General features: G+C 60.3%; 28 protein-coding genes. 7 read left to right on the top strand and 21 right to left on the bottom strand.

All coding sequences use genetic code 11. From position 1 onward, the window contains the following. The first annotated feature begins 38 nt into the window (after positions 1-38). A complete protein-coding gene (locus EO087_RS01995; RefSeq protein ID WP_128897412.1) occupies positions 39-1,415 on the top strand; it encodes a dihydrolipoamide acetyltransferase family protein in 1,377 nt (458 codons plus the stop codon). Between the two features lie 65 nt (positions 1,416-1,480). Here EO087_RS01995 and EO087_RS01990 read toward each other — a convergent pair whose 3' ends face one another. The 7 genes from EO087_RS01990 to EO087_RS01965 all read right to left on the bottom strand — a co-directional run bounded on the left by EO087_RS01990 (position 1,481) and on the right by EO087_RS01965 (position 8,338). After that, the gene (locus EO087_RS01990; RefSeq protein WP_128897411.1) at positions 1,481-2,869 is read right to left on the bottom strand and encodes an MFS transporter; all 1,389 of its coding nucleotides are present in this window, start codon (positions 2,867-2,869) and stop codon (positions 1,481-1,483) included. A gap of 122 nt (positions 2,870-2,991) precedes the next feature. Beyond that, entirely contained in the window at positions 2,992-4,428 is a 1,437-nt protein-coding gene (locus EO087_RS01985) for an NAD-dependent succinate-semialdehyde dehydrogenase (protein WP_128897410.1), read from the bottom strand. Then, complete coding sequence (locus tag EO087_RS01980) at positions 4,425-5,462, bottom strand: aldo/keto reductase (RefSeq protein WP_128897409.1); 1,038 nt, start codon at positions 5,460-5,462, stop codon at positions 4,425-4,427. The genes EO087_RS01985 and EO087_RS01980 overlap by 4 nt, the downstream gene beginning before the upstream one ends. A 33-nt stretch (positions 5,463-5,495) precedes the next feature. Continuing rightward, entirely contained in the window at positions 5,496-6,017 is a 522-nt protein-coding gene (fae, locus tag EO087_RS01975; protein ID WP_128897408.1) for a formaldehyde-activating enzyme, read from the bottom strand. 256 nt (positions 6,018-6,273) lie between these two features. Beyond that, positions 6,274-7,167, bottom strand: a complete 894-nt coding sequence (locus EO087_RS01970; RefSeq protein WP_240669167.1) for a HAMP domain-containing sensor histidine kinase — start codon at positions 7,165-7,167, stop codon at positions 6,274-6,276. Next, positions 7,140-7,646: a hypothetical protein gene (locus EO087_RS16560; protein WP_240669105.1), complete on the bottom strand. Its 507-nt coding sequence runs from the start codon at positions 7,644-7,646 to the stop codon at positions 7,140-7,142. Before EO087_RS16560 ends, EO087_RS01970 begins: the two co-directional genes overlap by 28 nt. Then, positions 7,643-8,338: a response regulator gene (locus EO087_RS01965; protein WP_128897407.1), complete on the bottom strand. Its 696-nt coding sequence runs from the start codon at positions 8,336-8,338 to the stop codon at positions 7,643-7,645. Before EO087_RS01965 ends, EO087_RS16560 begins: the two co-directional genes overlap by 4 nt. Positions 8,339-8,512: 174 nt before the next feature. On the opposite strand from EO087_RS01965, the gene EO087_RS01960 reads away from it, so the two are divergent. Continuing rightward, complete coding sequence (locus tag EO087_RS01960) at positions 8,513-9,010, top strand: periplasmic heavy metal sensor (protein WP_128897406.1); 498 nt, start codon at positions 8,513-8,515, stop codon at positions 9,008-9,010. Between the two features lie 153 nt (positions 9,011-9,163). On the opposite strand, the gene EO087_RS01955 is transcribed toward EO087_RS01960, so the two are convergent. Both EO087_RS01955 and rocF read right to left on the bottom strand, forming a co-directional pair. Next, positions 9,164-10,537: a tryptophan--tRNA ligase gene (locus EO087_RS01955; RefSeq protein ID WP_128897405.1), complete on the bottom strand. Its 1,374-nt coding sequence runs from the start codon at positions 10,535-10,537 to the stop codon at positions 9,164-9,166. A 114-nt stretch (positions 10,538-10,651) separates the two neighbouring features. Further along, on the bottom strand, positions 10,652-11,575 hold the full coding sequence (gene rocF / locus EO087_RS01950) for an arginase (protein WP_128897404.1): 924 nt from the start codon (positions 11,573-11,575) through the stop codon (positions 10,652-10,654). A gap of 541 nt (positions 11,576-12,116) precedes the next feature. On the opposite strand from rocF, the gene EO087_RS01945 reads away from it, so the two are divergent. Continuing rightward, the gene (locus tag EO087_RS01945; protein ID WP_128897403.1) at positions 12,117-13,082 is read left to right on the top strand and encodes a hypothetical protein; all 966 of its coding nucleotides are present in this window, start codon (positions 12,117-12,119) and stop codon (positions 13,080-13,082) included. A gap of 205 nt (positions 13,083-13,287) precedes the next feature. Here the strand turns inward: EO087_RS01945 and EO087_RS01940 are convergent, their stop codons facing one another. Together EO087_RS01940 and EO087_RS01935 are read right to left on the bottom strand one after the other, a co-directional pair. Next, positions 13,288-14,370, bottom strand: a complete 1,083-nt coding sequence (locus EO087_RS01940) for a contractile injection system protein, VgrG/Pvc8 family (RefSeq protein WP_128897402.1) — start codon at positions 14,368-14,370, stop codon at positions 13,288-13,290. Next, positions 14,361-14,573, bottom strand: a complete 213-nt coding sequence (locus EO087_RS01935; protein WP_128897401.1) for a tail protein X — start codon at positions 14,571-14,573, stop codon at positions 14,361-14,363. Before EO087_RS01935 ends, EO087_RS01940 begins: the two co-directional genes overlap by 10 nt. A gap of 62 nt (positions 14,574-14,635) precedes the next feature. Here EO087_RS01935 and EO087_RS01930 point away from each other — a divergent pair, with 62 nt between their 5' ends. Next, positions 14,636-14,917, top strand: a complete 282-nt coding sequence (locus EO087_RS01930; protein ID WP_128897400.1) for a type II toxin-antitoxin system RelE/ParE family toxin — start codon at positions 14,636-14,638, stop codon at positions 14,915-14,917. Between the two features lie 12 nt (positions 14,918-14,929). Next, positions 14,930-15,235 (top strand): HigA family addiction module antitoxin, encoded by a 306-nt coding sequence (locus EO087_RS01925; protein WP_128897399.1) that lies wholly within the window; start codon positions 14,930-14,932, stop codon positions 15,233-15,235. An 11-nt stretch (positions 15,236-15,246) separates the two neighbouring features. Here the strand turns inward: EO087_RS01925 and EO087_RS01920 are convergent, their stop codons facing one another. The 10 genes from EO087_RS01920 to EO087_RS01875 form a co-directional block, all read right to left on the bottom strand. Continuing rightward, the gene (locus EO087_RS01920; RefSeq protein ID WP_128897398.1) at positions 15,247-15,729 is read right to left on the bottom strand and encodes a phage tail protein; all 483 of its coding nucleotides are present in this window, start codon (positions 15,727-15,729) and stop codon (positions 15,247-15,249) included. Positions 15,730-15,733: 4 nt separating this feature from the next. Next, on the bottom strand, positions 15,734-17,959 hold the full coding sequence (locus tag EO087_RS01915; RefSeq protein WP_128897397.1) for a phage tail protein: 2,226 nt from the start codon (positions 17,957-17,959) through the stop codon (positions 15,734-15,736). A 110-nt stretch (positions 17,960-18,069) separates the two neighbouring features. Then, positions 18,070-18,372 carry a phage tail assembly protein gene (locus EO087_RS01910; RefSeq protein WP_164931732.1) on the bottom strand — a complete coding sequence of 101 codons (303 nt, stop codon included), beginning with the start codon at positions 18,370-18,372 and terminating at the stop codon, positions 18,070-18,072. Position 18,373: 1 nt separating this feature from the next. Next, a complete protein-coding gene (locus tag EO087_RS01905) occupies positions 18,374-18,883 on the bottom strand; it encodes a phage major tail tube protein (protein ID WP_128897395.1) in 510 nt (169 codons plus the stop codon). After that, positions 18,883-20,088: a phage tail sheath C-terminal domain-containing protein gene (locus EO087_RS01900; RefSeq protein WP_128897394.1), complete on the bottom strand. Its 1,206-nt coding sequence runs from the start codon at positions 20,086-20,088 to the stop codon at positions 18,883-18,885. Before EO087_RS01900 ends, EO087_RS01905 begins: the two co-directional genes overlap by 1 nt. Before the next feature lie 44 nt (positions 20,089-20,132). Next, positions 20,133-20,564, bottom strand: a complete 432-nt coding sequence (locus EO087_RS01895) for a hypothetical protein (protein WP_128897393.1) — start codon at positions 20,562-20,564, stop codon at positions 20,133-20,135. A gap of 9 nt (positions 20,565-20,573) precedes the next feature. After that, complete coding sequence (locus tag EO087_RS01890; protein WP_128897392.1) at positions 20,574-21,893, bottom strand: tail fiber protein; 1,320 nt, start codon at positions 21,891-21,893, stop codon at positions 20,574-20,576. A gap of 1 nt (position 21,894) precedes the next feature. Next, on the bottom strand, positions 21,895-22,503 hold the full coding sequence (locus tag EO087_RS01885) for a phage tail protein I (protein WP_240669104.1): 609 nt from the start codon (positions 22,501-22,503) through the stop codon (positions 21,895-21,897). After that, positions 22,496-23,395 (bottom strand): baseplate J/gp47 family protein, encoded by a 900-nt coding sequence (locus tag EO087_RS01880; RefSeq protein WP_128897391.1) that lies wholly within the window; start codon positions 23,393-23,395, stop codon positions 22,496-22,498. Before EO087_RS01880 ends, EO087_RS01885 begins: the two co-directional genes overlap by 8 nt. Further along, positions 23,395-23,727, bottom strand: coding sequence for a GPW/gp25 family protein (locus EO087_RS01875; protein WP_128897390.1), 333 nt, complete (start codon positions 23,725-23,727; stop codon positions 23,395-23,397). Before EO087_RS01875 ends, EO087_RS01880 begins: the two co-directional genes overlap by 1 nt. Before the next feature lie 110 nt (positions 23,728-23,837). Between EO087_RS01875 and EO087_RS01870 the strand changes: the two genes are divergently transcribed. Next, positions 23,838-24,194: a type II toxin-antitoxin system RelE/ParE family toxin gene (locus tag EO087_RS01870; RefSeq protein WP_240669103.1), complete on the top strand. Its 357-nt coding sequence runs from the start codon at positions 23,838-23,840 to the stop codon at positions 24,192-24,194. A 63-nt stretch (positions 24,195-24,257) separates the two neighbouring features. Continuing rightward, complete coding sequence (locus tag EO087_RS01865) at positions 24,258-24,551, top strand: XRE family transcriptional regulator (protein WP_128897388.1); 294 nt, start codon at positions 24,258-24,260, stop codon at positions 24,549-24,551. The last annotated feature ends 6 nt before the right edge of the window (positions 24,552-24,557 follow it).

The following is a 24,557-nucleotide window of genomic DNA, read 5'->3' as shown; positions in this document are numbered from 1 at the left end:
CAACGAACCTCATTCTTTAAATCTCGGATTCAAAGCCAATGACCAACATCAAGACGTTCTACCTGCCGGACCTTGGCGAAGGCCTGCCCGACGCCACCATCGTCGAATGGCATGTCAAGGAAGGCGACAGCATCAAGCTCGATGCGCCGCTAGTGTCGATGGAAACCGCCAAGGCGGTGGTCGACGTACCCTCGCCCTACACCGGTAAAGTCACCAAACTGCACGGCGCCGCCGGCGACGTGATCGAAACCGGCGCCGCGCTGGCCGAATTCGAGCCTGACCCGAACGCCAAGCAGCGCGCCGAAGCCGAAGCCACCGGCCACCATCACGGCCCGAGGAAAGCCGCGCCCGAAGCGAAGAAAGTGGTCGCCTCCGATGAAGGCGGCGAAATCGAATCCGACAACGGCAAGACCGCCGATCGCGAAGACGAAGGCACCGTGGTCGGCGCGATGATCAGCGGCAGCCATGTGCACGTCGAACAAGCCGCGAGCGTGGGCGGCGTGAAGGCCGTGCCGGCCGTGCGCGCACTCGCCAAGAAACTGAAGGTGGACCTCACCCGCGTACGCCCGACCGGCGCCGACGGCGTGGTGACCATGCAGGACGTGAAGAACGCTGCCGCACAAGGCACCGCCGCGCTCGACGCTGCACCGGCACGGGCGGTATCGCCCAGCGCCGGACGCCATCTCGCCCCCGAACTGCCGCAGCCGGAACCGGCCCGCACGCCGATGTCGCAAGCCGGCAAGCCGGTGCGCACGGCCCCGCCAAGCGTGCAAGCCAGCGGCCAGCTGGAACAACTCAAAGGCGTTCGTCGCAACATGGCCCGCGTCATGGCCGAAGCACACGCCAACGTCGTGCCGACCACCTTGGTGGACGATGCCGATCTGCATGCATGGATCGGCAAGCAGGACATCACCGCGCGCCTGATCCGCGCCATCGTCGTCGCCTGCAAGACCGTGCCCGCGCTCAACGCCTGGTTCGACGGCAAGAACCTCACGCGCACGCTGCATCCGCATGTCGACATCGGCATCGCCGTTGATACCGAAGATGGCTTGTTCGTGCCGGCCCTGCGCAATGCCGATGTGCTCGATGGCGCAGGCATCCGCGCCGGCATTCAGCGTCTGCGTACGCAGGTGGAAGACCGCACGATTCCGTCATCGGAACTGTCTGGCTACACCATCAGCCTGTCCAACTTCGGCATGTTCGCCGGCCGCTATGCCACCCCGGTGGTGGTGCCGCCGTGCGTTGCGATTATTGGCGCCGGCAAGCTCAGTCATGACGTGGTGGCCGTGATGGGCGGTATCGAAGTACATCGCCGCATGCCAATCAGCCTCACCTTCGATCACCGTGCTACCACCGGTGGCGAAGCGGCGCGCTTCCTCAAGGCGCTGCTGGACAATTTGTCCTTGCCGAACTGATTTCCGGCCAGAACATGACATGTAAAGAGGCGCTCAAAGGGCGCCTCGATTTTTTGGTGCGCTGCTCAGGCCCTGGCGGCCTCGTTAAGGCGCAAATTGCGTGTTTCCGGCGCCCATACCATCGACACGGCCATGCCGGCAAACAGGATCACGCCCAGCACAATGATCGCCGGCTGGAATCCGAAATGCGCCACGCCGATAGGCAACAGGAATGTTCCCACTGCCGAACCGAGGCGACTGCATGCCACTGCCAGTCCTACGCCGCACGCACGCACCTCGGTCGGAAAACATTCTGGCGGGAAGACTCCCACCAGGTTCGACACTGCGGACATGACCAGGGTGAACAATGCAAAGACGGCGATCAGCGCCGCTGCAGAAGATTCCGGTAGCAATCCGAGGGCCAGCAAGGCGACACCAGTAGCGAAAAAGGAAGTGATCAAAAATACCCGCCGTGGCAGCACGATGGTAAGCCAGATGCCAATCACTGCACCAAGGATCAGAAAACCGTTAAGCAGCAAATCTGCAACGTGCCCGTCCTCCAGGTGAAGCATCTTGAGAATGCCCGGAAGAAACGTATAGATCGCGAAATACGGAATGACCAAGCAAACGAAGAAGATGCAATTGAACAGCGTGCGGCGAATCAGGTCCCTCTTGAACAAGCGTGCATAGCCACCTGAATGCGCATGTTCGCCATGCTCATGCATCTTGCTGGTGTCCAGGCGCACCTTGGCACCGAAATAGCGACGAACGATCGCTTGCGCTTCACCAAGCCGCCCCTGGCCCAGCAACCAGCGCGGCGATTCGGGCGTCCCCATGCGCAGAATCAGCACGATCAACGCGGGGAGGCCAGCCGAAGCCAGCAACCAGCGCCATGCATCGGGCGAAACATGTCCATATTGCATACCGATGAGATTGGCGGCCACATAACCGATCGTCCATATCACACTGAACGATCCCAGCAACATGCCACGATGCTTGCGTGGTGAGAACTCGGCCAGAATGGCGTGTCCAACGGCAAAATCACCGCCCATGCCGAAACCGAGCAACACACGCATGATGCATAGCTGAAGCGGCGAATCAACAAAGAATTGGGCAAACGCCGTCGTGGTGATGATCAGGAAGCTGAGCAGGAAGATCTTCTGCCGTCCGACACGATCCGACAACCACCCAAACAGCAGGCTGCCGATGAAAATACCAGCCAACGCAGAACTGCCGATCAGGCCATGCCAGAACGCGTCCAGCTCCATCTGGGCACTCAATGAAGGCAATGCATAACCTATCGTACCCAACGCATATCCTTCGGTGAAATGAGCACCGAAGGTCAGGCCTGCCATTTTGCAGTGAAAGCCATTGAGTGGCACATCGTCCAGGAACGTGTAATCGCGCTTCGAAAGTTTCGCTGCTGCGCCCCTCAACGCTTGCACCGAACTTGCCTGTCCGTCGCCACTTGCCATACCGTCTCCTTAGCTTCCTGAGTGAGCGTCACCCGCTCACGGATCATCTGTCTGCAACGCTTTTTTCACTTGCCGCGCGACACGACTCCTTCTTGCAGAGCCTTCAAGACTCTGCATCTAGATCAATTCAAACCGCCCATCATCAGGTACTTGAGCTCGAGGTATTCATCGAGCCCATATTTGGAGCCTTCGCGCCCAAGGCCTGACTGCTTGACGCCACCGAACGGTGCGACTTCGGTTGAGAGAATTCCCTCGTTGATACCAACCATTCCGCTTTCCAGCGCCTCGGCAACACGCCACGCGCGTGCCATGTCGCGGGTATAGAAGTAGGCGGCAAGACCAAAGGGTGTACTGTTGGCGGCGACAATCGCTTCTTGTTCGGTGTCGAAACGGAAGCATGCTGCAACCGGACCGAACGTTTCTTCTTGCGCGATCAACATGGCAGGCTTGGTGTCCGTCAATACGGTAGGTTCATAGAAGGTGCCGCCGAGTGCACTCTCCTTGCCACCGGTCAACACCTTGGCGCCTTTGTCCAAAGCGTCCGCGATGTGCGCCTGTACCTTGCCGAGCGCAGCCTGGTTGATCAGTGGTCCCTGATCCACTTCACCAGCCAGCGCATCGCCAACACGTAGTTTACCAACGGCGTCGGCGAGCGCCTTGGTGAATGCATCGTAGATGCCACTCTGTACGTAGAAACGATTGACGCAGACACAGGTCTGTCCCGTGTTGCGGAATTTCGACGCCATCGCGCCGCGCACCGCGGCATCGACATCCGCATCGTCGAATACGATGAATGGCGCGTTGCCGCCCAGCTCCAGCGAAAGCTTCTTCAGCGTATCGGCGCTCTGCGCGGCGAGCAGCTTGCCGACGCGCGTCGAACCGGTGAATGACAGTTTGCGCACGATGTCCGAGCCGGTCATGACGCCGCCAATGGCCACCGCATCGCCGGAAACGATGTTGAACACACCCGCGGGAATGCCTGCCTGTTCAGCCAGCACCGCCAGCGCAAAGGCTGAAAGAGGCGTCTCTTCCGAGGGCTTCAACATCATGGTGCAACCAGCCGCCAGCGCTGGCGCTGCCTTGCGCGTAATCATCGCAAGCGGGAAATTCCATGGTGTAATGGCCGCGACCACGCCGACCGGCTCGCGCGTCACCACAATTTTGCTATGCGGAAAGGGGCTGGGAATGACGTCGCCATAGGCCCGTTTGGCTTCCTCGGCAAACCATTCCATGAAACTCGCCGCATAGGCCACTTCGCCGCGAGCCTCAGCGATGGGCTTGCCTTGCTCACGCGTGAGCAATTCGGCCAGCGCATCGCGGTGCTCCAGCATCAGCTCGCCCCAGCGGCGAACCTTGATACTGCGCTCTTTGGCCGTCAACGCGCGCCACGCAGGAAATGCAGCCGCCGCCGCGGCTACCGCCTGTTCTGCTTCGGCGGCACCACCTTTCGCCACATCGACAATCACCACACCCGTGGCAGGATTGCGAACCGGATAGGTTTCGTTGCTCGTCATCCACTGGCCATTGATGTAGTTCCCGTTACGTAAAAAATTGCTCATGCAGCGTTTCCTTTTACAGCCGCGAACACACCCATGGCATCGCGCGATTCGCGCGGAATGCGGCGACCTGCGGTGTAGTCGTTGATCAAGTCACAGGGTGTGTAGTTGCGTTCGAGCTCGTGCAGCTCATCCCCATCCAGATGCATTTCGAGGGCAGCCAGTGCGCTGTCGAACTGCGCCGCGCTATCCGCGCCTACCAGCATGCAGTTGATATGCGAATGCCCCAGCACCCAAGCCTGGGCTACTTGAGCAGCAGATACACCGCGACGCGCAGCGACCCGTGCCGTCGAGGCAGCGATTTCCTGCGAGGCCTTGTCGCCATACATCTGAGAGGTGAAGAAGTCAGTTTGGTTGCGCGTGGACTTCGCATCGCCAGTAAGCAATCCGCGCGCAAGCGGGCTGAACACCGACACACCCATCCCTTGGTCGGCGCAGTACGGAATCATCTCTCGCTCCTCCTCGCGGTAGGCGAGATTGAGCTGGAGCTGCATGTTGACCGGCTTGTGCCAGCCGTTGCGTTCGCACACCTGCATGATTTTGGCAAGCTGCCAGGTGTACATGGTGGATACGCCGATATAACGTGCCTTGCCGGAACGGACGACCTCGTCCAACGCCCCCATGGTTTCTTCAACGGGCGTGTTCACGTCGAAGAAATGCAGCATGTAGATATCGACATAGTCCATATCCAGGCGCTGCAGCGAGCCATGGATACCGTCCATGATGTGCTTGCGCGAATGACCACCCGCATTGGGATAGGCGCCCATGTCGTAGCCGACCTTGGTGGTGATCACGACTTCCTCGCGACGCACCAGGCGATTGAGGATGCGACCGACTACTTCTTCGCCCACGCCCGTGGAATAGAAATCCGCCAGATCGATGAAGTTGACGCCCGCTTCCAATGCATGACGCACAATCGGCTCGCTCTGCGCTTCATCGAAAATCCACGGCTTCCAGCGTGGCGTGCCCATGTTCATGGTGCCAAGGCACAGACGCGATACTTTCAGGCCAGATTGGCCAAGACGCACATATTCCATACGATTGATTCCTGATCTGTCGGGTGCGGCCGTTCAGACTTTCGGTGTATAGAACGGATTGCTGACGTCAGCCGCAGCGGCGAACACCTCATCGCGATGTGGCAAACTGAGCATGGCTGCGCGGATGGCGTTCTTGCAGGCGTGGTAATTGTTTTCGTAGACCGCGTCCAAATCGTCACAGGCAGGATTGACCCAGTTGGCCGACACGACGACCCAGTCGTTTTCAGCCTCCGGCGGCAACACGCCTTCTTCCAGCGATTCCGCTACAGCCTTTGCGATGCCTGCCTGCGAAGCGCCCCACGTTGCATTGCCGTGAAAGTCGTTGGCGATCTGCGCTTTGTTCACATACAGCGTCAACGGCTTAGTCGGCACCCCTGGCCTGGCGATGATGACAAACGGTGCGTGACCTGCCGATGGGGTCGCCAGCGCAGTCGAAAATGCCTGGCCCACCGGACCATTGCGCGGCCCCATTAGCACATTGATGTGAGCGAGATTGACGCCCGGACCTTCGAATCCTTCACCTATGTAAAGCGTCTTGCCTTCCGACGTGCTCATCTCTTCCTACCACTCAGCCATCTATCGATATACCGATTTTGCTTTTGTTGTGGTGCTCGGATGAATCGAGGTTTTCTGAGATGGGCATGAGTAAAACTCAGCACTCGATGTACTGAAACACCTACATTACATGCTAATAATTTCGTACTATTACCGCTGCTTTGCAGCACATTGAGGCAACAGATATCGCCGCATGCACCGCATCACGTACGCGAGCCTGGCGACGATTTCATAGTTCACCGCCCGGCTACGTCTCTTACGAGGTCACGCTTCCCGACAATCGCATGGTGACCCATAGTCCACCGCCTTCACCATTCCTGGCGCTGACTTCGCCACCGTGCACGTGCATGACGCGCCGCACGATGGTCAGGCCCAAACCGTGGCCATTTGCATGTACGGCGTTGGTACCGCGATAGAAAGGCCGGAACAGCAACTCCAGCTCGTTGACAGGAACACCAGGGCCGTGATCGCGGACTTGCATTTCGGTCTGTCCCCGATGATGACCTACTCTGACTTCAACATCGCCGCCCGCCGGACTGAATTTGATCGCGTTGGCGATCACGTTATCCAGCGCACGCTCAAGCAAAATGCCACTGCCCAACACCGTCACCGGTCCATGGTCGATCCAATGCAGCCGTACGTTCCTTGCTTCGGCTTCGATGCGTGCTGCATCCAACCGTTCCCGGGCAAGATTGACTAAATCCACTGACTCCCGTTCCATGCCAGGCAGATCGCCTTCAAGCCGCGACAACGCCAGCATTTCCGCGGTCATACGATCCATGCGTGCGATCTCCCGCTCGGCCCGCTTGAAGTGCGCCGCCGCCTCCTTGGGATCATGGCTGTGCTGCGCGAGATCCAGAAGCAGGTGCAGACGCGTCAGTGGCGAACGCAGCTCATGCGAAAGGTCCTGTAGCACACCACGATCATGCGCAACTAGGACCTCGATGCGCTCGGCCATGCTATTGAAATCACGAGCAAGCTGGCCCAGCTCGTCATGCGCGCTGCTCCAGCGCTCGTCGACACGCGTCGCAAATTCACCGGCGGCCATCTTGCGCGTCGCGCCGCGTATCGCCTCCACGGGGCGCGACACACTGCGCGCCACCCACCAACCAATGGCAATGATCAGCAGTAACGAAAGCACCAATTGCACGCCAAGCAAGATTTTTCCCGCATGTGACGCGGAATGCGCGCACGTGAACTGCTGATGGCGACCAATTGCCGTGCCTGTCCGTCACGCTCTTTCACTTCTTCCACTGCGATGTAGAAACCATGCATCGGATTTAGTTCGATGCTGTTCCCCGCCGCCAGCCACCCTGGCAAGGCCTCGCGTATCGCAGGAGGCAGGTGGATCTCGCGCAATGGCAGACCATTTTCGTAGAGCGTCGCTTCAATACCTTCGGCATGCTGCTGTTGCACCCAGGCGTCAAGACCGTCAGCGCCACCTGTGTGGTAAGCATTTTCAGCCGCCTGCGCAATGGCCGGCCAGTCGATGCGCTGCTCCGCCGAAAACGCGATGAATCGGCTGGTCAACCAGCTTCCCAGCACCAACACCAGCAGATTGGCGATGCAAAAGAAGATCAACAGATGCCAGAAAAGTGGGCTTCGGAAGGGGCTCTTGAACGAATTCATGTCAGCCCTCCGCCGTTGGACAACAGCACGTAGCCCGCCCCGCGGATGGAATCGATACGCGGTGAGTGCGGCGATGCCTCCGCCAGCTTGTGACGCAGACGGCTGACATGCACATCGATGCTGCGATCGAAGCGCTCCAGCTCACGTCCCAGTGCCACACGTGTGAGCGAGGTTTTGTCGATGACCTCCCCGGCGCGCTGCACCAGCATCAGCAGCAGTGCGAATTCGGCACCGGTGAGGTTGAGCTCGTGCTCGCCCGCATAGGCGCGACGCTCACCCGGCAGAAGACGCAACACACCTGCCGTGAGCACACCCGCACCTTCCATCGTATGCCGGCGCAACTGGGCACGCACACGAGCCAGCAGTTCACGCGGCAAGCAGGGTTTGGAGAGATAGTCGTCTGCGCCCAGTTCCAAGCCCACCACGCGGTCCACCGGTTCCCCACGCCCGGACAGCATGATCACCGGCAAGCGATGCTGCGCACGCAACTCGCGCAAGGTATCCAGACCACTGCGACCGGGCAGCATCACATCGAGAATCAATAGATCTGGGCGCAATGCCGGATCACGCAATTGCGCCAGCACGGCCTCGCCATTGTGCACCACATCCACCTTCAGGCCTTCACGGCGCAGGTATTCGGAAAGCAGCGCGCACAGTTCGCGGTCGTCATCGCCAATCAGGATTCGGGACATGGACAGCAGCAAGCCTTGGAAAAGAACGTGCTTACTATCTCATTACCCGCTGCAATTGGTTTCAAGGTGTTTGCGCAAGCTTGACTTTACCCTTCTTTACACGACCGCAAAGATCTTAAACGCGCCCATGCTATCCAATAGTCACCAACAACCCCCAACAAGCAGGAGCTTGATATGCGCAAGACAATGACCCTGTCGATTATCCTGGCCGCAGCCCTTGGCTGCTCCACGCTGGCACTCGCCGGCCCGGGTGGACAGGGTGGCCCCGGCTTCCATGGCCATCACGGTGGCGGTTTCATGGCACTCCGCGGCCTGAACCTGACCGATGCCCAGAAGGCCCAGGTCAAGCAGATCGTGCGGCAGAGTTTCACTCAGTTGAAGCCGCAGTTCCAGGCGGTCCGCCAACAGCGCCAAGCGTTTGAAGCCTTGGCCCCGAACTCCTCGGGCTACCAGGCCGCCGCCGCCAGCCTGGCCCAGGCTGAAGCTAGCCTCACCCAGGCCCGTATCACGGCACGTGCTTCGGTGACCACCCAGATCTACACCACAGTGCTGACTAATGCCCAGCAGAGCCAGTACATCGCTCAGAAGGCTGCTTTCCAGGCCCGCAAGGCGCAATGGCAGCAGTTCAAGGCGCAGCACCCGGTGTCGTCAACCCGTTCCTCTCAGTCATAACCATGAAGCCTCACGGTTAGCCGCACTTAGCGGACGTTCTAACCTGAATGAGCTTGGCGATCGCCGCTGCATCGGCGATCGCTTTTTTAATCAGAGCACGGATCGATCGCGATACGCCTGCATGCGCGCAATTCATTTTCTGCGCATGCAGTTCTAGTATTCACTCTCCTGTGCGGCAAGTACGTCCAGCGCTCCCCGCAAGTATTGAAGAGCATGGTCGCGGGTCGGCTCGTCCACGTAGTCCGGGGTATTGGCAACGGGTTCGCCATCCAGTTCCAGCACTAGCGAAAGCGGCAGAGCGTGCAAAGTGGCGGCTGTGCCTCCCAGCGTTTTCAGCTTCTTCTGCACAGCGCCAGCAGCCTTGGGATCCTGGAAAGATTTGGACAGCAGCAACTCGTCGCCATCGGAAGAGAATAGGCGGAAACGGAAGCTGCCATCCGTATCGCGGAAGCTAGCAAAACGCGGTGACTTCACCGCTTTCGAAGCCTGCCTTGCCTTGCCCGTATTCACGGTAACCGAGGACATTGCGCGCAAGCCGATCGCCTCACGCAGTTCGGACAGCTTCGACGCGGCGATGGCACGTGCCTTGCGTGCACCGTCACGCAAGATTTCCTCAATGGTGGCAGGGCGTGCAATCAGGCTCTCGTAACGTTCGCGCATCGGCGCCACGTCCGCTTCGATACGTTCATACAGCACTTGCTTGGCTTCACCCCAACCGATGCCTTCCTCAAGCGCAAGACGGAACGCGGTACTCTCTGCCTCGCTGGCGAAGGCGCGAAAAATGGTGAAGAGCGAGGAACTGTCTGGATCCTTCGGCTCACCCGGCACGCGCGAATCCGTGACGATACGCATGATGGTTTCGCGCAATTGCCTGACCCCACCGGAAAACAGCGGAATGGTGTTGTCGTAACTCTTGGACATCTTGCGACCATCCAGGCCCGGCAGTGTCGCCACTTGCTCCTCGATCAACACCTCAGGCAGCACGAAGAATTCACGCCCATAAATATGATTGAAGCGCTGGGCGATATCGCGCGCCATTTCGATGTGCTGGATCTGATCGCGGCCCACCGGCACCTGCTGCGCGTTGAACGCCAGGATGTCGGCTGCCATCAGCACCGGGTACATGTAGAGGCCGGCCGTTATACCCGCATCCGGGTCTTGCCCTTCTTCGCTGTTCTTGTCTACCGCTGCCTTGTAGGCATGTGCGCGGTTGAGCAGGCCCTTGGCCGTGACGCAGGTCAGCATCCATGCGAGCTCAGGAATTTCCGGAATATCCGATTGCAGGTAGAAGGTGACCTTGTTCGGATCCAGCCCGGCAGCCAACCAGGTGGCGGCAATTTCCAGGCGCGAGCGTTCGATGCGGGCCGGATCATCACTCTTGATCAGTGCGTGATAGTCGGCCATGAAGAAGAAGGCATCGACATCCGCACGGCGGCTTGCTGCAATCGCCGGCCGAATCGCACCGACATAATTACCAAGATGCGGCGTACCGGTCGTGGTGATACCTGTAAGGACGCGTGTTTGCATGCGCGGAGTAGGCTCCTGCCGAAGAAGATGACACGTCCGCGCAAGCGTCGCGCGGACATCGATTCAAGCAGTGTACGAGTAAAGCATCTTCGAAGTGATCAGCGTTTTACAACTTCAATCCGGTCCGCGCATCAGCGTGGACTTGCCAAACAGCGATTCGACCAGCTCGACCGCCAGCTTCGCGGTCTGGTTGCGCTTGTCGTAAGCGGGGTTCAGCTCGACGATATCCAGTGAACCCAATCGCCCCGTGTCAGCCATCATTTCCATGCAAAGCTGCGCTTCACGATAGGTCGGGCCGCCACGCACGGTGGTGCCGACACCTGGAGCGATGGAGGGATCGAGGAAATCGACGTCGAAGCTCACGTGCAGATGGGTATCGGCGTCGAGGCCGTCGAGCGCCTCTTCCATCGTCCGTTTCATGCCCACCTCGTCGATGTGGCGCATATCGTAAATATCCACCTGTGCCTCACGCACCAGCCGCTTTTCGCCTTCATCAACCGAGCGGATACCGATTTGGCGAAACACGTCCGGCGTGGTGGCCGGCACACGCTTGCCAATCTCCACCAGCTCACGCGGTCCGTTGCCGCAAAGGCAAGCGACCGGCATGCCGTGGATATTGCCCGAAGGCGTGACCTGCGAGGTGTTGAAATCGGCGTGTGCATCCAACCACAACACGCGTAGCTTACGACCCTGCTCGCGGCAATGGCGCGCCACGGCGCTGATCGAACCAATGGCCAAGCAATGGTCACCACCCAGCATGATCGGCAAGCGATCGGCCTGCAGTTCGTGGCGGATGGCCACGTGCACGGCCGTGTTCCAGGCGATCACTTCAGATAGGTGCCGATAACCGTTTTCAGGCGGTAGCCAGGGATTCATCGGACCATGCAGATTGCCGCGATCGATCACCTCCAGACCCCGACGGCGCAGCTTCTCCCCAAGCTGTGCCACACGCAAGGCTTCCGGTCCCATCGAGGCGCCACGGTGCCCGGCGCCGATATCGGTCGGCACGCCGACCAATGCAATCACCTGCTTGTTCATACCGCTTTTCTCGTATTTTTCCTACTCAGAACCCCAAGTTTAGCTGCTCGACAGCGCCATCGGCACGTTTGCAGGAGGCCATTCAGCACCCTTCCAGCGGGCCATCAGCAGCAAAAAGCCCGCTTTGCAGCGGGCTTTTTGGAAATACTGGTGCCGACAGTCTGACTCGAACAGACGACCTACCGCTTACAAGTTAGTTAGACTTTGGCGGCAATTCATAGAGTTACGCGCGTTATTTTTACGGAAAAACGCGCCTTTGGGCATCATCCAATCAAAGAGTTAGGCACCATTTTTACGGGGTGAAAGCCGCCCTGCAGGAGATGAATAGTCAGAAGTAATAATAAAGTCCACTTCAACCGGCCACGCACACTTGAAACGGTGCGGTGTCACGGCCCCCGCATGCCCCTCCCCTTTGGGAAGGACCCGTGGAATTCTGACACGGTGCGGGGGTGAGGGATGACGGCGTGGCCGCTGCTGGGGAGAGTGTTTGTGGCGAGGCACTGGCAAGCTGTCCAACATAGACAGGTGGAGGGTCAAGAGGATGAGGCTTGAGGAAGCTTTCAGCATGCAGTTTGGGGAGATCATCAGCGCCGAACGGGCTTATGAGCTGTTTTGGGCTGGGATCATCGATGATAAGCGCGCTTTTCGGTGCCCCGGCGACGGCTGCGCGGCACAAGTGACCTGCGCCAACTTGGATGCGTCGGAACAGGACTTGAAGGTCCAGCCGCATTATCGACCCTATGGCGACCATATCGAGGACTGCCGATTCGATATCAAAGCGCCATCCACCAGCAGCGGCTCGACAAGAGAGGGCAACCCGACATCCAGCCTTAACCCCGCCATACCTGACGTATTTCATACAGCCAGACCCAAGGACCATTTCGTCGTGCGCACGACGGAAAGAACATTGAGCCGCACCAGCAGCTCTGGCGCAGCGGGATCACGCACCGAGGCATCGTCCGGAGTGTCCGGCAGCCGGCGCCGACATCACTACGCGGTCAGCAATCTAGTATCGCGCTGGCTTCACCTGCGCGATGAAGGGCGTTTATACGATGAAAGCGTGCAGCTTGTGCAGCAAACGCTGGCCTACGGGCAGTTATTCAAGGGCATTTTCAATCAGGACGCCAGCAGGTATGCGGGGGTGCAACTCGTCTATTGGGGAAAGGCACGTGCCCGCCGCCTAGAGTTTGGATATCGCATGGCGTTCAGTAGCAAGATGCTGGTAGAAGGCGCCGCTTACAGCCCTTCTCTGTTGCTGCGTGATGACATCATCGAATCGTGCCCGTACAAGAAGCGCATTACCACAAGACTTGAAAAGGCCGTCAAAGAGGACAGCGGCTACTGCATCCTGTTTGTGTACGGCGCGCCGGAAGTCGTCCCCAACCCCAAATACGCAGCGGCTCCCGAATCACAGCAGCAGTACTTCATCAACTTCAACATCGAAAGCTTGGACATGATGGACGTTCACCAAGTGAGCCTATTTGAACGCTTACGTGTCGAAAACTGACTCATCGAGATAGAAAGGCCCCCTTTGCGGGGGCCTTGGGGTACTACACCGCCTACAGGGGGGAAGGCGGTCTAGGGTTAGCTGCCGAGGGAAGAACACCCTCGACACAAGCAGGCTAGCCCGCACCGCGTAGCGATCAAAGCGGTGAGCACCGTATCTTGGCGTCAGCATCGGCTGGCATGGCTTAAAAAGCCCGCAAGACGCCTTACGCCGCCGCATACCCCGCTTCAGGCCCAACCACCACATCCCGCACCTCCACATTGATCAACCCCGCCACCTCCTGATTACTATTCGGCCGCTCCGCTTCCACGCCGCAACGATAACCGCGCGTGTCCAGGCTATGTCGCACGTGCGATACCAGCCATTCGCCGGCCACATCCTCGCGCCAGCCTTGCAGCACCAGCATCGCCTCGCCGGTCAGATCCGGGCGGCCAGCCATGTCGTGGATGGAAAAGCGGATTTCCCTGCGCGCCCGGCGCGCCAACTCGGCGCGCACGGCCGCCGCGGCAGCATCCGCATCGCTGAAGTGGATGCGAATGCGCGTCACCGGATCGCCGCTGCCGGCGCTCACCTGATGGCGTTCCGCCGCGCGGGTGAGGTGGTAATAGGCCACCACCGTGCCGGGTGACTCGCGGGTGGTTTGCGACATCTCCCATTGATCGATATCACCGGGCGTCAACACAATGCGCGGCAGCTCAATACCCGTCACGCTTTTGGATTCGCCGCGCTTGGCGAAGATCAACCGGCCGCCGGCCGGCTTGGCGATCGCGTCGTAACGCTTGGCCAGGCGCAATAACAGATTGATGTCGCTCTCGTCGGTCTGATCGGTGTGCGGCAACTTCACCTCCGCCAGCGACGGCGAAACGGCCGACTCCAAACCATGCTCGCCGGCCATAAGCGTCACCATGTCACCAAGGGTGGTGTTATCCGGCCAACTGCGCGTTTTCTGGCTTTGCAGATCGCTCTTGCCCTTCGGCGTGCCATCCCACGGCGCCGCATGCGCCTGCAGCACCATCTCACCCGGCCAGCCCCGCAGCGTCACGCCGTCGCACACATACAGCCCCATGCGCCGCACCGTATCGTCGTACCCCAGCCATACTTCGAGCTCGGCGCCGGTGGGTGGGATGCGCACCGGCCACGCCGGCTGGCTGTCATCCAACACCAGTTCGAGCGAATCCCCCTCCACGCCGGTCGCATCGTTCAACGACAAGCTGACAAACCGCGCGCGGATCGTATCGGTGATGTCCTGGCCGTTCGCCGTCACCCGAAACGCCGGCATCAATCCCATAACGACACCCCGTTTTGCACGCTGCTGGGCAAGGTCATATCGGGTAGATCAATGGCCAGCCCGCCGGGCAAGATCGGCCCATGCTCCGACAAATCATAATTGGCCTCCAAAATCGCCGTCACAATGCTCGACGACACCCGGCCGTAATGCTTGAGCGCCACCACATCCAGCACATCACCTTGGCGCGTCACGTATGCGGCCATAGCGCCCCTCCGCACACGTTATCCGCTTGACGTATTACGCAACACGCAATACCATGCGCAACATGGCTATCCAATCCTTCGCCTGCAAACACACGCAAGCCCTGTTCGAAGGCGGCCACCCGCGCAAATTTCGGGCGTTCGAAGACGCTGCTATCCGCAAGCTCAGCCAACTGGACGCCGCCTTGACACTGGACTTCCTGCGCTCCCCGCCCGGCAACATGCTCGAAGCCCTCAAAGGTGATCGCAAAGGCCAGCACAGCATCCGCATCAACGGCCAATTTCGGCTGTGCTTCGTGTGGATCCAGGCAGGCCCTACCCACGTTGAAATTGTCGACTACCACTAAGCAGGCAACACCATGACCAAGCCCATCAACCGCATGCGCCCCGTGCACCCCGGCGAGATCCTTCGGGAAGATTTCCTGGCCCCCATCAGCATGAGCGTCAACGCCCTTTCTCTGGCGCTTGGTGTGCCCGCCACCCGCATACATGAAATCGTCAACGAACGCCGCGCCGTCACCGCCGACACAGCCGAGCGGCTCGCCCGTTACTTCGGCGGCGATGCCGCAAGCTGGCTGGCGCTGCAAGCCGCCTACGATCTCAAAACACTGCCCACCCACGACGACATCCTGCGCCGTGTGATTCCGCGCGCATCCAACGGCTAGCCCTTCGCGTCTCATGCCGGCACCATCTGATCGTCTGGAACGCGGGTGATCGACAACGTGAACTCCACCTTGCGCGGTGTGCCATCCTGCTTGTGCAACGCCTGCTTTTCCTCGATACCCTCGATCACCCACCAGCCCAGCACCCGGCCAAAACTGTCGATCCACTGCAACGGCTCCCCCTTCGCCGCCAGCACGCGCAAATCATCCAGTTGCCCATGGCCACCGCGCCAATCCGGAAACAACACACCCGGCAACGTCACGCTGTCCTCATCCGGCCCCGTGTACTGGCGCGTGGCCAACCTCCCGTAGCGCTCCATCTTCGGCCACCTGAACTGCGTATGTCGCGACAGCTCCGAATACACAGCCGTGGCGATCGAGAACTTAAAGCCGCCCAACATCATCAACACCGGCACATTGCCGCTGTCGTTGCGCACAAACGTATCGATCGTCAGATCCAGCAAACCCGTGCGCAGCTCTGTCCAGTTCGTCGCCATGCCATCACCCATCCCACGCCGGATCCATCATGCCCGTGCGCTGATACTGCTGGTGCTCCATCTTCGTCAACGCCGCCACACGGCGCGCCAACGCATCGCTTGATTCACCCGGCTGCTGCACGATGTTGAACGTATTGGTCTGCGTCATCGCACCTCGGCCACGCATCGCCACGGGTGCCAAAGCAGGGGCACCAGACCGTGGCGCCTCCTCGCCCGGCGCTCCCGTGTACCACTTGATATCGGCTGGCCCCGAATCCATGCCCAGAAACTTTTTGAAGCTTCGGTACTTGGTCGACACCCAATCGACCTTGCTCACCACCCAGTCGATGCCCGCCTGAAACACGCCCTTGATGCCTTCCCACACGTGCGACAAGTAGCTTTTGAAGCCGTCGCACATCGTGTTCCAGCCCTGGCTGATGCGCGCACCATCCAAGGTGAAGATGCCGGCAATTACGTCCCACGCACCACGAAAAATCTGCGTGATGCCCTGCCATAGCGTCGCCATAAACGCGCTGATTGCATCCCAATGCTTAATGATCAAATACGCACCCAGCGCGATAGCCGTGATCGCGAGCCCTATCGGGTTCATCAAGAACGCGCGGCCCAACCACAGCACACCCTGCCCAACCAAACCCAGGGCACTACCCAACAACCGCAACACCGGCAAAAACCGCACCACCGACACATGAAAGAACGCAAACACGCGCAGGCCAGCACCCAGCGTAAGCAACACCGGCGACAGCGTAAGCAACGCACCCGACACCAGCCCTAGCCCCACCGCAATCGCCTTCACCGTCCCCGGATTATTCTGCGCAAACACGTTGAACCGATCCAGCACACCCGACGCCAGCTCGATCGCCCGCGTCCACAACGGCAGCACCTTTTCACCCGTCACCAGCCAGGCATCATGCAGCTTGCTCATGGCCATCAGCTGCTTGCCCTCGGCCGTCTGCGCGCCCTCCTTGCTCAATTGGTCGATGTCATACGCCTCCGCGTTAACACGCGCGCTCTTGTCGATATTCGCTTGCTGCAGATACATCGTCCCGAACAAATCGGCGGCCTTGCGGTTGGTGAAAATCGAGCCAATCGCATCCAGCACCTGATCCTTGGACGTAATGCCCTTCTCAGCCAGCGTCGGCAGCAACACCTGTTTCATCCACTCGTATTGCGACGTGCGGAACAAGTCCGCACCCTTCAGCGCCCCCGGGTCCAGAAACTTCACCTGGCCCGCCTTGTCCGCCACCACCTTGCTCTTATCGCCAATCAGCCCCAGGTCTTCCAGGTTGCGCGCGGCACGCACCGATGTGCGCCCCTGATACAAATTCTGGTACGCGGAATTGAGTGCCGTACCCACCGCCGAGCCGCCCAGCTCCTGCACCAGCGGCTCCAGCCCGTAATAGAAAGATTTATCGTCCATCCCCTTGGCCGCCAAGCCGCCGCGCTTGATCACCTCGATCCAGTCCTCCGCGCTCACCCGGCCACCCGTGGCAGCGATCACCTGCTGCACCATATTTGCCTGCTTGGCGAACGCAACCGGGCTGGCCAGACCGCCGCGCAGCTCGATGGTCTTGAGCATATTCATAAACGCCTGTTCGTTCTGAGCCCCCTGCTCCGCGCCGAACACCGCTTCATTGCCATACTTCATCTTGGCCAACAACGGCAACACCATCTGCGCATGGTGCTCATCGCCAAACACGCTCATCGCATCGCGCATCAGCGTCAGGTTCTCCAACTTACTGGTGCCGGCGGTTTTCAACGACGACGAAAACGCCTGCGCATCACGCCCCGCCTGCTCGCCAAAGCCCAACGCACGCACGCGCGCCATCTCGGTCTGGTATTGGTTGGATTCGCGCAGCATCAAACCCAACGGTACCGCCCCCGCAGCGCCAGCCACGCCCGCCGAAAAGCCCGCATGTTGAAGACCACGCCCCGCATCGCGCATGGCCGTGGCAGTCTTCTGGGCCGCCTGCAAACGCTTGTGCGCGGTGGCCAATCGATCCACCTCGCCCGTCACCTGCGCATACTTGCTGCGCAAACTCTCCACGTCCTTGCCCATGCGGCCGAACGTGCGGATGGAATCGCCCAGCAACTTCTGCCGGTTGCTGAGCGTCTTCAGTTCGGTACCGAGTTTGCCCAGCGCGCTTTCGGTCGTGCGAAACGCATTTTTCAGCGCCCCGGAAACCAGGCCGCCAAGAACTATGCTGGCATGAAATTGCTTCGTGCTAGCCATCGCGCGGCAACCCTTCCACCCACCAGAGCAATTCGGAAAGCGGCATCGCCATAATCTCGGCGCGCCCCCATCCGGTATAAGAGGCCAGGGCAATCACTCCCTGGCGCAGATCATTCAGACTGATCGCTACCGCGAAAAAACTTGAACGCCTCCTGCACTCGGCGCAAATTGCGCAGCGTCAGTTCCTCCACATCGGCCGGCGTGCACTCCAACAAGTTCGCGAATAGGCGAAACTCCTTATCCGCATCCGTGCCCTTGGCATTTTGCGCCGCCTTCAGGTCACGGCCGCACGGCTCGCGCATCGACAGCGTTTGCACGCTCTGCCCGTTGATCGTGGCCGGCGCCGCCAGCGTAATCACCACGCCGCCGTCCACTTCCTCGATGTAATCCGGTTTCTGATAATCGTCACTCACGTCACATCCCCAATGCCTGGCGCGCAGCCTGCAACAGATCCACGCCGCCGCTGTTGTAAACCATGTTTTCCACATCCACTTCGCTAATCACCGCAGCATCGTGCGCTTCCTTGTAATACGACAGCGCCATGCTGATCTTCAGCGACGCCTTGTCGCCCGGCTTCCATGTGCCGCGGTCGATCTCCTTCACCTTGCCGCGCACATTGATCATCACCGCGCTGGTGCTGCCGTCGAACGATTCCAGAAAGCCACGCACCGTGCATTGCACCTGCTTGCCCTCCACCACGCCAAACAGCATCAACAGATCGCGGTCGTAGCAAATAAGGGAAAAATCCATCTCCAGCTTTTCCATGCCCATGGTCAGCTCGACCGGCGCATCCATACCACCGCCGCGGAACTCCTCTGTCTTCAACGAGAGCTTGGGCAGGTTGATATCTTCCACCTGGCCGGCATAGCCACGGCCATCCACAAACAGATTCAGATTCTTGAGCACACTGCGCGGAGCACCCATTACACAATCTCCGTCAGGTAGTTATTCACCAGGTGACTGCGGAAGGTCAGGTGTTCGCCCGGGTAGGTCGGTGTGAAATCAAAGTCCCAGTAGAAATTGCCATCCGCGATGGATTCGGGGGTATTCAACGCCGCGTCGTACCAGCACATGCCACCGACAATCGCACCCAGGGATTTCAAGCGACGCAGGAACGCGTTCACGCCCTCCTGCACGTCCGTCACATAATTCTTGGTAATGCCGCGATCCACCGCCCAGAGATGGGCCGCCTGCAGACTGTCGGCGATAATGTCCGCCGTGCGCACCACACATAGGTATTTCCACTTCGGGTCCGCTTGCGCGCCCGTCACCCGATTGCCCCACAAGCGAAAACCATCCTGCTGAATCAGGCACGTCACATTGCCCGCATTGAGCACATTCGCCGAGCACGCCGTATCCCCCATGGCAAACGCCACCGGTCGCGAAATCTCCGTGATACCCGAAACAATCTTGTTCGACGGCGAGTGCCACCAGCCCAGGTTATTGTCCGTGGCTGCCATCACACCCGCCGCCAGCGTGCTGCCCCATGCCGGCTCGCCATCGCGACCGTTGAGCCCCACCGACTCCACCATGTAGCCGCGGTGGTGCGCTGCGAGCTGCGCCAGCTTGAGCGCATCCTCGTCGGTGGTATTGGGGCCATCATGCACATACACCGCACGCAATCGGCCAGCCACGACCTGCAGCGCCGAAACCACCTCGTTAAGCATCGGCATTCCCGGCACGCCGAAAGCGGGTGCCGTCCAGCCAGGCGCAATCAGAATACGCGGCTTCACACCTGTCACACTCTGCGCCAGCAACAGCGCATACACGCCGCTGAATTGGCCAAACATCCCCGCACCGCCGGCCACATTCCGAACGGTATCGTCCCATTCGCCGGCATCCGCCACACGCACCACCACCAGCACCGCCTTGGCCTGATCGTAGAGCTTGGCGCATTGGTAAGGCAGACTGCCGCGCGACGCACCCGCTTCGGGGTTCGCCACCAGTGCCGCCAGCTTGGCTTCGCTGCCGGCCACCAGCACCGGCGTATTGAGCGGAAACACCGCCGGGTCTGCCCAGGGCGCGGTGCCTACGATGCCGATAACACTGCTCGATGCGGTCGAGATGGTGCGCACACCATCATCGACATCCACCACCTCGACCCCGTGCAGAAACTGATCCACCGCCATGGTTCACCCGATTGCTACAAGTCGGGTGCAGCATGGCGTACGGGTTAGGGCTGATCCTCTGGCGGCATTTCCGTGGCAGGCATGGGCAGCGGCGGCAGGTCCTCAACATCCCACGCCTGGCGCGCACCGCTCCATACATGCCGCTTGCGTTCACCCGGCGGAATCGGTGGCGGCGGCAAGATGGTGAATCCCGCAGGCACGTCATCACCCAGCGCAAGCCTATTGGGTACCGGCATCACCATCGCCGTGTCCCACAGCAGAATGCGCCGATAATCCGCATGCAGCTCCCACGCATCACCAGCCGCATTGAGCACATACACATGATGCGTGGGTGCCGATCCTGGCGGCGTATGTGCAACCACGTTATCCGGCAAGGCATAACGCCCGTCAGGCTCCGCCTTCAACCGCACCGCCCCCAACCACTCACGCGTCGCCGGGTCATACATACCGCCTTCGATCACTTTGCGCTCGCTCATAAGCCGCCCTCAATACGCGATGCAGGCCAACATGCGCACACCGGCCGCCAGGTTGTATTGGCTACCCGTGTTATTCACCGTGATGGGATGCGTGTGCCCACCCGCCGCTTGACTATTTGCCACATGGGAATGATTGCCGCCCATGGCCACAAACACGTTATGCGCGTGATTACCCGCGTCACTCATGCCGATGTTGTGGGCGTGAATGCCCTGCCAATCCGTGACGAATCCATGATAATGGTCATTCGAAGCACCAGATGTACTCCACTTCGCCGACACAATACCCCCCGTCTGCAACACGTTGACACTGGGGCCACCTGACGTGAGGGCCATCGATCGCATTTCAAATTGGTGGCTGTGATCGACACTTTGCCCGCCGGTATTCCCGCTGTGCGCGTGACTGCCTTGCGCATCTGTCCATGTAACGTGCGCGTGATTACCTTGCGCGTCCGTGTTGGCGTTATGCCCATGGTCGCCCCCCGCCTCCACGGTGATCACGTGGGCATGATCGGTCACGGCCCCAACGCTTGCGGCATGTCCATGCGACAAGATCGACCCGCCCGTGAACGTACCCACCTTGTCTGGCATGCCGGCATGGACAACCGTCACATCCTCCGCCAGATTCGGCAGGCTGAACGTGGACGATCCATCCCCCACACCGTACGTCACACCAATCTCGGCAAATAGGTTCGCAAACTGCACCCGCGAAACCGCCGAGCCATCACACAACAGCGTGCCCGGCAGCGCCCGCCGCCCAGCCGTCCACACGATTTGCCCGGACGCATAACGCGGGTGCGCCAGCAGCGCGTGGATCAACGTGGTCAGTGTGATCGCCTTGTCGCCCTCAAGCCCTTGCAACACTTCTTCCACGGCCGCCAGCTGCACCACGCCGGGCGTCTGCTCCGTCGCCATGTTCAATTGGAAATCAGTATCACCCAACACCAATTGCGTCGCATCGATATCCGCAAACTGTGTATCCGTCGCCAGCAGCATCACCGCCTGTGCCGATTTCTGGACCAGCACCGCCGACTGCCCGTACAACGCAAACAACGTCCCATCGGCCAGATACAAGGCGATACCGCGCACATCGTACGCATCGCTGCTATCGTCGCGCACTGTGACATGGATGGTATCCGGTGCCGTCGCGCCGCCGCTGATGGTCGCCAGCCGCTTGCTTTCACCGGGCAGCGTGGTCATGTTCGGGTCCGGGGTGAACACCTGCGCGGTCACGCCGACCGACACCACCGTTACCGCCTTGGTGCCATCGCTTCGCGCATTCACCAAGGCGGCACGGCCGGCCTTGGTCACGATCATCGTCAAACCCGCCATGTCATGCGGCCTCCGCGTCCGCTTGCAACACCAGCCGCGCAAACACCAGCGGACGCAGCACCGCGGCTACGCCCACCTTCGCGCCAAGCGTGGCGAGCTGGGTAAATTCGAAATGCGCGCGCACCGGCTTGGTGCGCCAGATCGCCGCAATCACGTCATCCACATACTTGGCGCTGTCGTCCACGCCGACGCCGGACAGCACCAGCTGCAAGGCAAAGGTGTGCGGCGGGCCGGGCGGGTCCATTTCCCACCACTCTTTAATGTCTACACGCCCGCCAAAAGCGGCCACCACATCGTGAATGCTGCCCACGGTGCCTTTGTGCCGCGCAATCTCAATCGCCGCGGCAACATGGGCACGCTTGGTATGCTCCGGCCACGCCGCATCCCACGTATCCACCGACACCGCCCAGGCCAGCCAGGGCAGCAGGTCGACGGGGCATGTCTGCGGATTCCACAGATCGCGAAACGCGGTGGGGATAGCGTCGATGCGCGCCGGTACCGCTTCCAGCGCGCGTTCGGCTTTCGTGGCGTTCGGCGGCAGCAGGCTGGCGCCGGTACCGAACGGTTCGTTCGTCACCGCGCGCGCGTTGTTCAGCAGCGCATCATTCACTCACGCCACCCCACTGCAAAACGATGTCGGTGCAATACGCCGCCTGCGTGCGATCGATCGGCATGTTGGCGGCGGGCTGTTGCAGTTCAACGTCTTGCACACCATCGCCGTGCGCGGCGGCATACACGCCGCTCAGGGCAACGCTGCGCCCGAGCCGGCACGTCTTGTCGGCATATTTCCGCGCGCGGCGCCGCGATTCATCCATCACTAGGTCGCTATCCGGACCACCGTAGGTATAGACCGTGCCCTCGATCGCGTAGCGCACAATCTGCGCACTTTGCACCAACACCTGATCGGTCATCGGTCGCACGTACTGGCCATTGACGGCCGCGGCGACCACGTTCAGCAGATCCGGCGGTGCGGTGCCATCCCCTTCGCGTGACAACACCGTCACCACCACCACGCCCGGCGCAGGGCTGTACGCGCTGGCATCCAGCACGCGCTTATCGGCATTGAGCGTGTGGATGATATACGCCCCTTCCGGCCCCGCCACCGAATACCCCTGCACGCCCAGCACAATGCGGCGGCGGTAATCCTCGATATCTTCCAGCGTGGGCGCGATGCCGTGCTGCGGATCACCCGGATCGAGCACCCAGCGTGGCACCCCAAACAACGCACCCAGGTTTTCCAGGTCGTTGCCCATCGCGTACGCCAGCATCACGCTGCGTGCCCCATCGTTCACGCGCTGGCGCAGCATCATTTCCCGATACGCGGCCACTTCCAGAATCTTGATGGCCGGGTCCGACTCCACCAGCGCATCAAAATCCACATCACGCGCCAAGAGGTCCGTGATGTATTGCTCGCGAATCGTCGCGTAATCCAGCGGCTCCACCACATCCGGCGGCGGCAGCTTGGAGATATCGATGGCCGACGTGGTAGGCGTGTAATCCATTACGCCACCTGCAAGCCATCCAGGCGCACCAGCCGGCCATCCACCACGCCAGTGATGGAAATCACCAACTCACCCGGCGCCGGCACATCGGCACTCACCGCCTTAAGCCGCATGCGCGGCTCCCACTTGGCCAGCGCCTTCGCCGTGGCGCCGTAGATATCCATTACGGTGGAGCGCGTCAGCGGCTTATCCACCAGCGCAAACAACTCACTGCCGTAATCGCGGCGCATCACCCGGCTGCCTAGCGGCGTGGTCAAAATATCGCGCACGGACTGGCGCAAATGCGCCAGCCCTTCCAGCGGTTTACCTGTGTTCGCGTCGGTACCAAGCATGCGGGGAGTATCGAAATGGCGCCCTCTGGCAGCCTCTGGCGATATTTCCGCGCCCTAAAAAGCGAGTGGAGGGGGCTAGACAAATGTACTTTTTTAGGTACACTGCACCCATGCCAACCCTGCCCATATCCATAACCCTCTCCGTCCGCTTTTACGTCTCCGGCCAAGGCAACGAGCCAGTCCGTGATTGGCTAAAGAGCCTGCGGGCCGAAGATCGCAAGGCGATCGGCGAGGACATCAAAACCGTGCAGTACGGCTGGCCGCTGGGCATGCCGCTGGTGCGCAAGATGGAGGCAGGGTTGTGGGAAGTGCGCAGCCATATCTCTGACGGCATCGCCCGTGTGCTATTCACCACCGTGGGCGCCACGATGGTGCTACTGCACGGCTTTGTTAAGAAGTCAGACAAGACACCCAAGGCAGACCTGAAGCTGGCACAGCAACGCAAGCAAGAGGTGCATGATGACTAAGCACAACCTGTACCTATCGGCTCAATTTGGACCGATAGTGGAAATGCAAGCAAGAGGTGCACGATGACTAAGCACAACCCCCATATCGGCTCTGACTTCGATGAATTCCTGGCAGAAGAAGGGATGCTCGAAGCGAGCAGCGCCGTGGCCATCAAGCGCGTCATTGCCTGGCAAATTGCCCAAGCCATGAAAGCGCGAGGTATGACCAAAAAGGCACTGGCCGAGCGCATGCACACCAGCCGTTCGCTACTGGATCGCCTGCTGGACGAAGATGACACCGGGCTCACGGTGGAAACCTTGAGCCGGGCCGCGCAAGCGCTAGGTTACCGCGTAAAAATCGAACTGGCCGCAGCGTGAGCGGCA

It is taken from the genome of Dyella sp. M7H15-1, assembly GCF_004114615.1.
Taxonomy (GTDB): Bacteria; Pseudomonadota; Gammaproteobacteria; order Xanthomonadales; family Rhodanobacteraceae; genus Dyella_B.
This window is presented reverse-complemented; position numbering and strand designations above follow the sequence as displayed.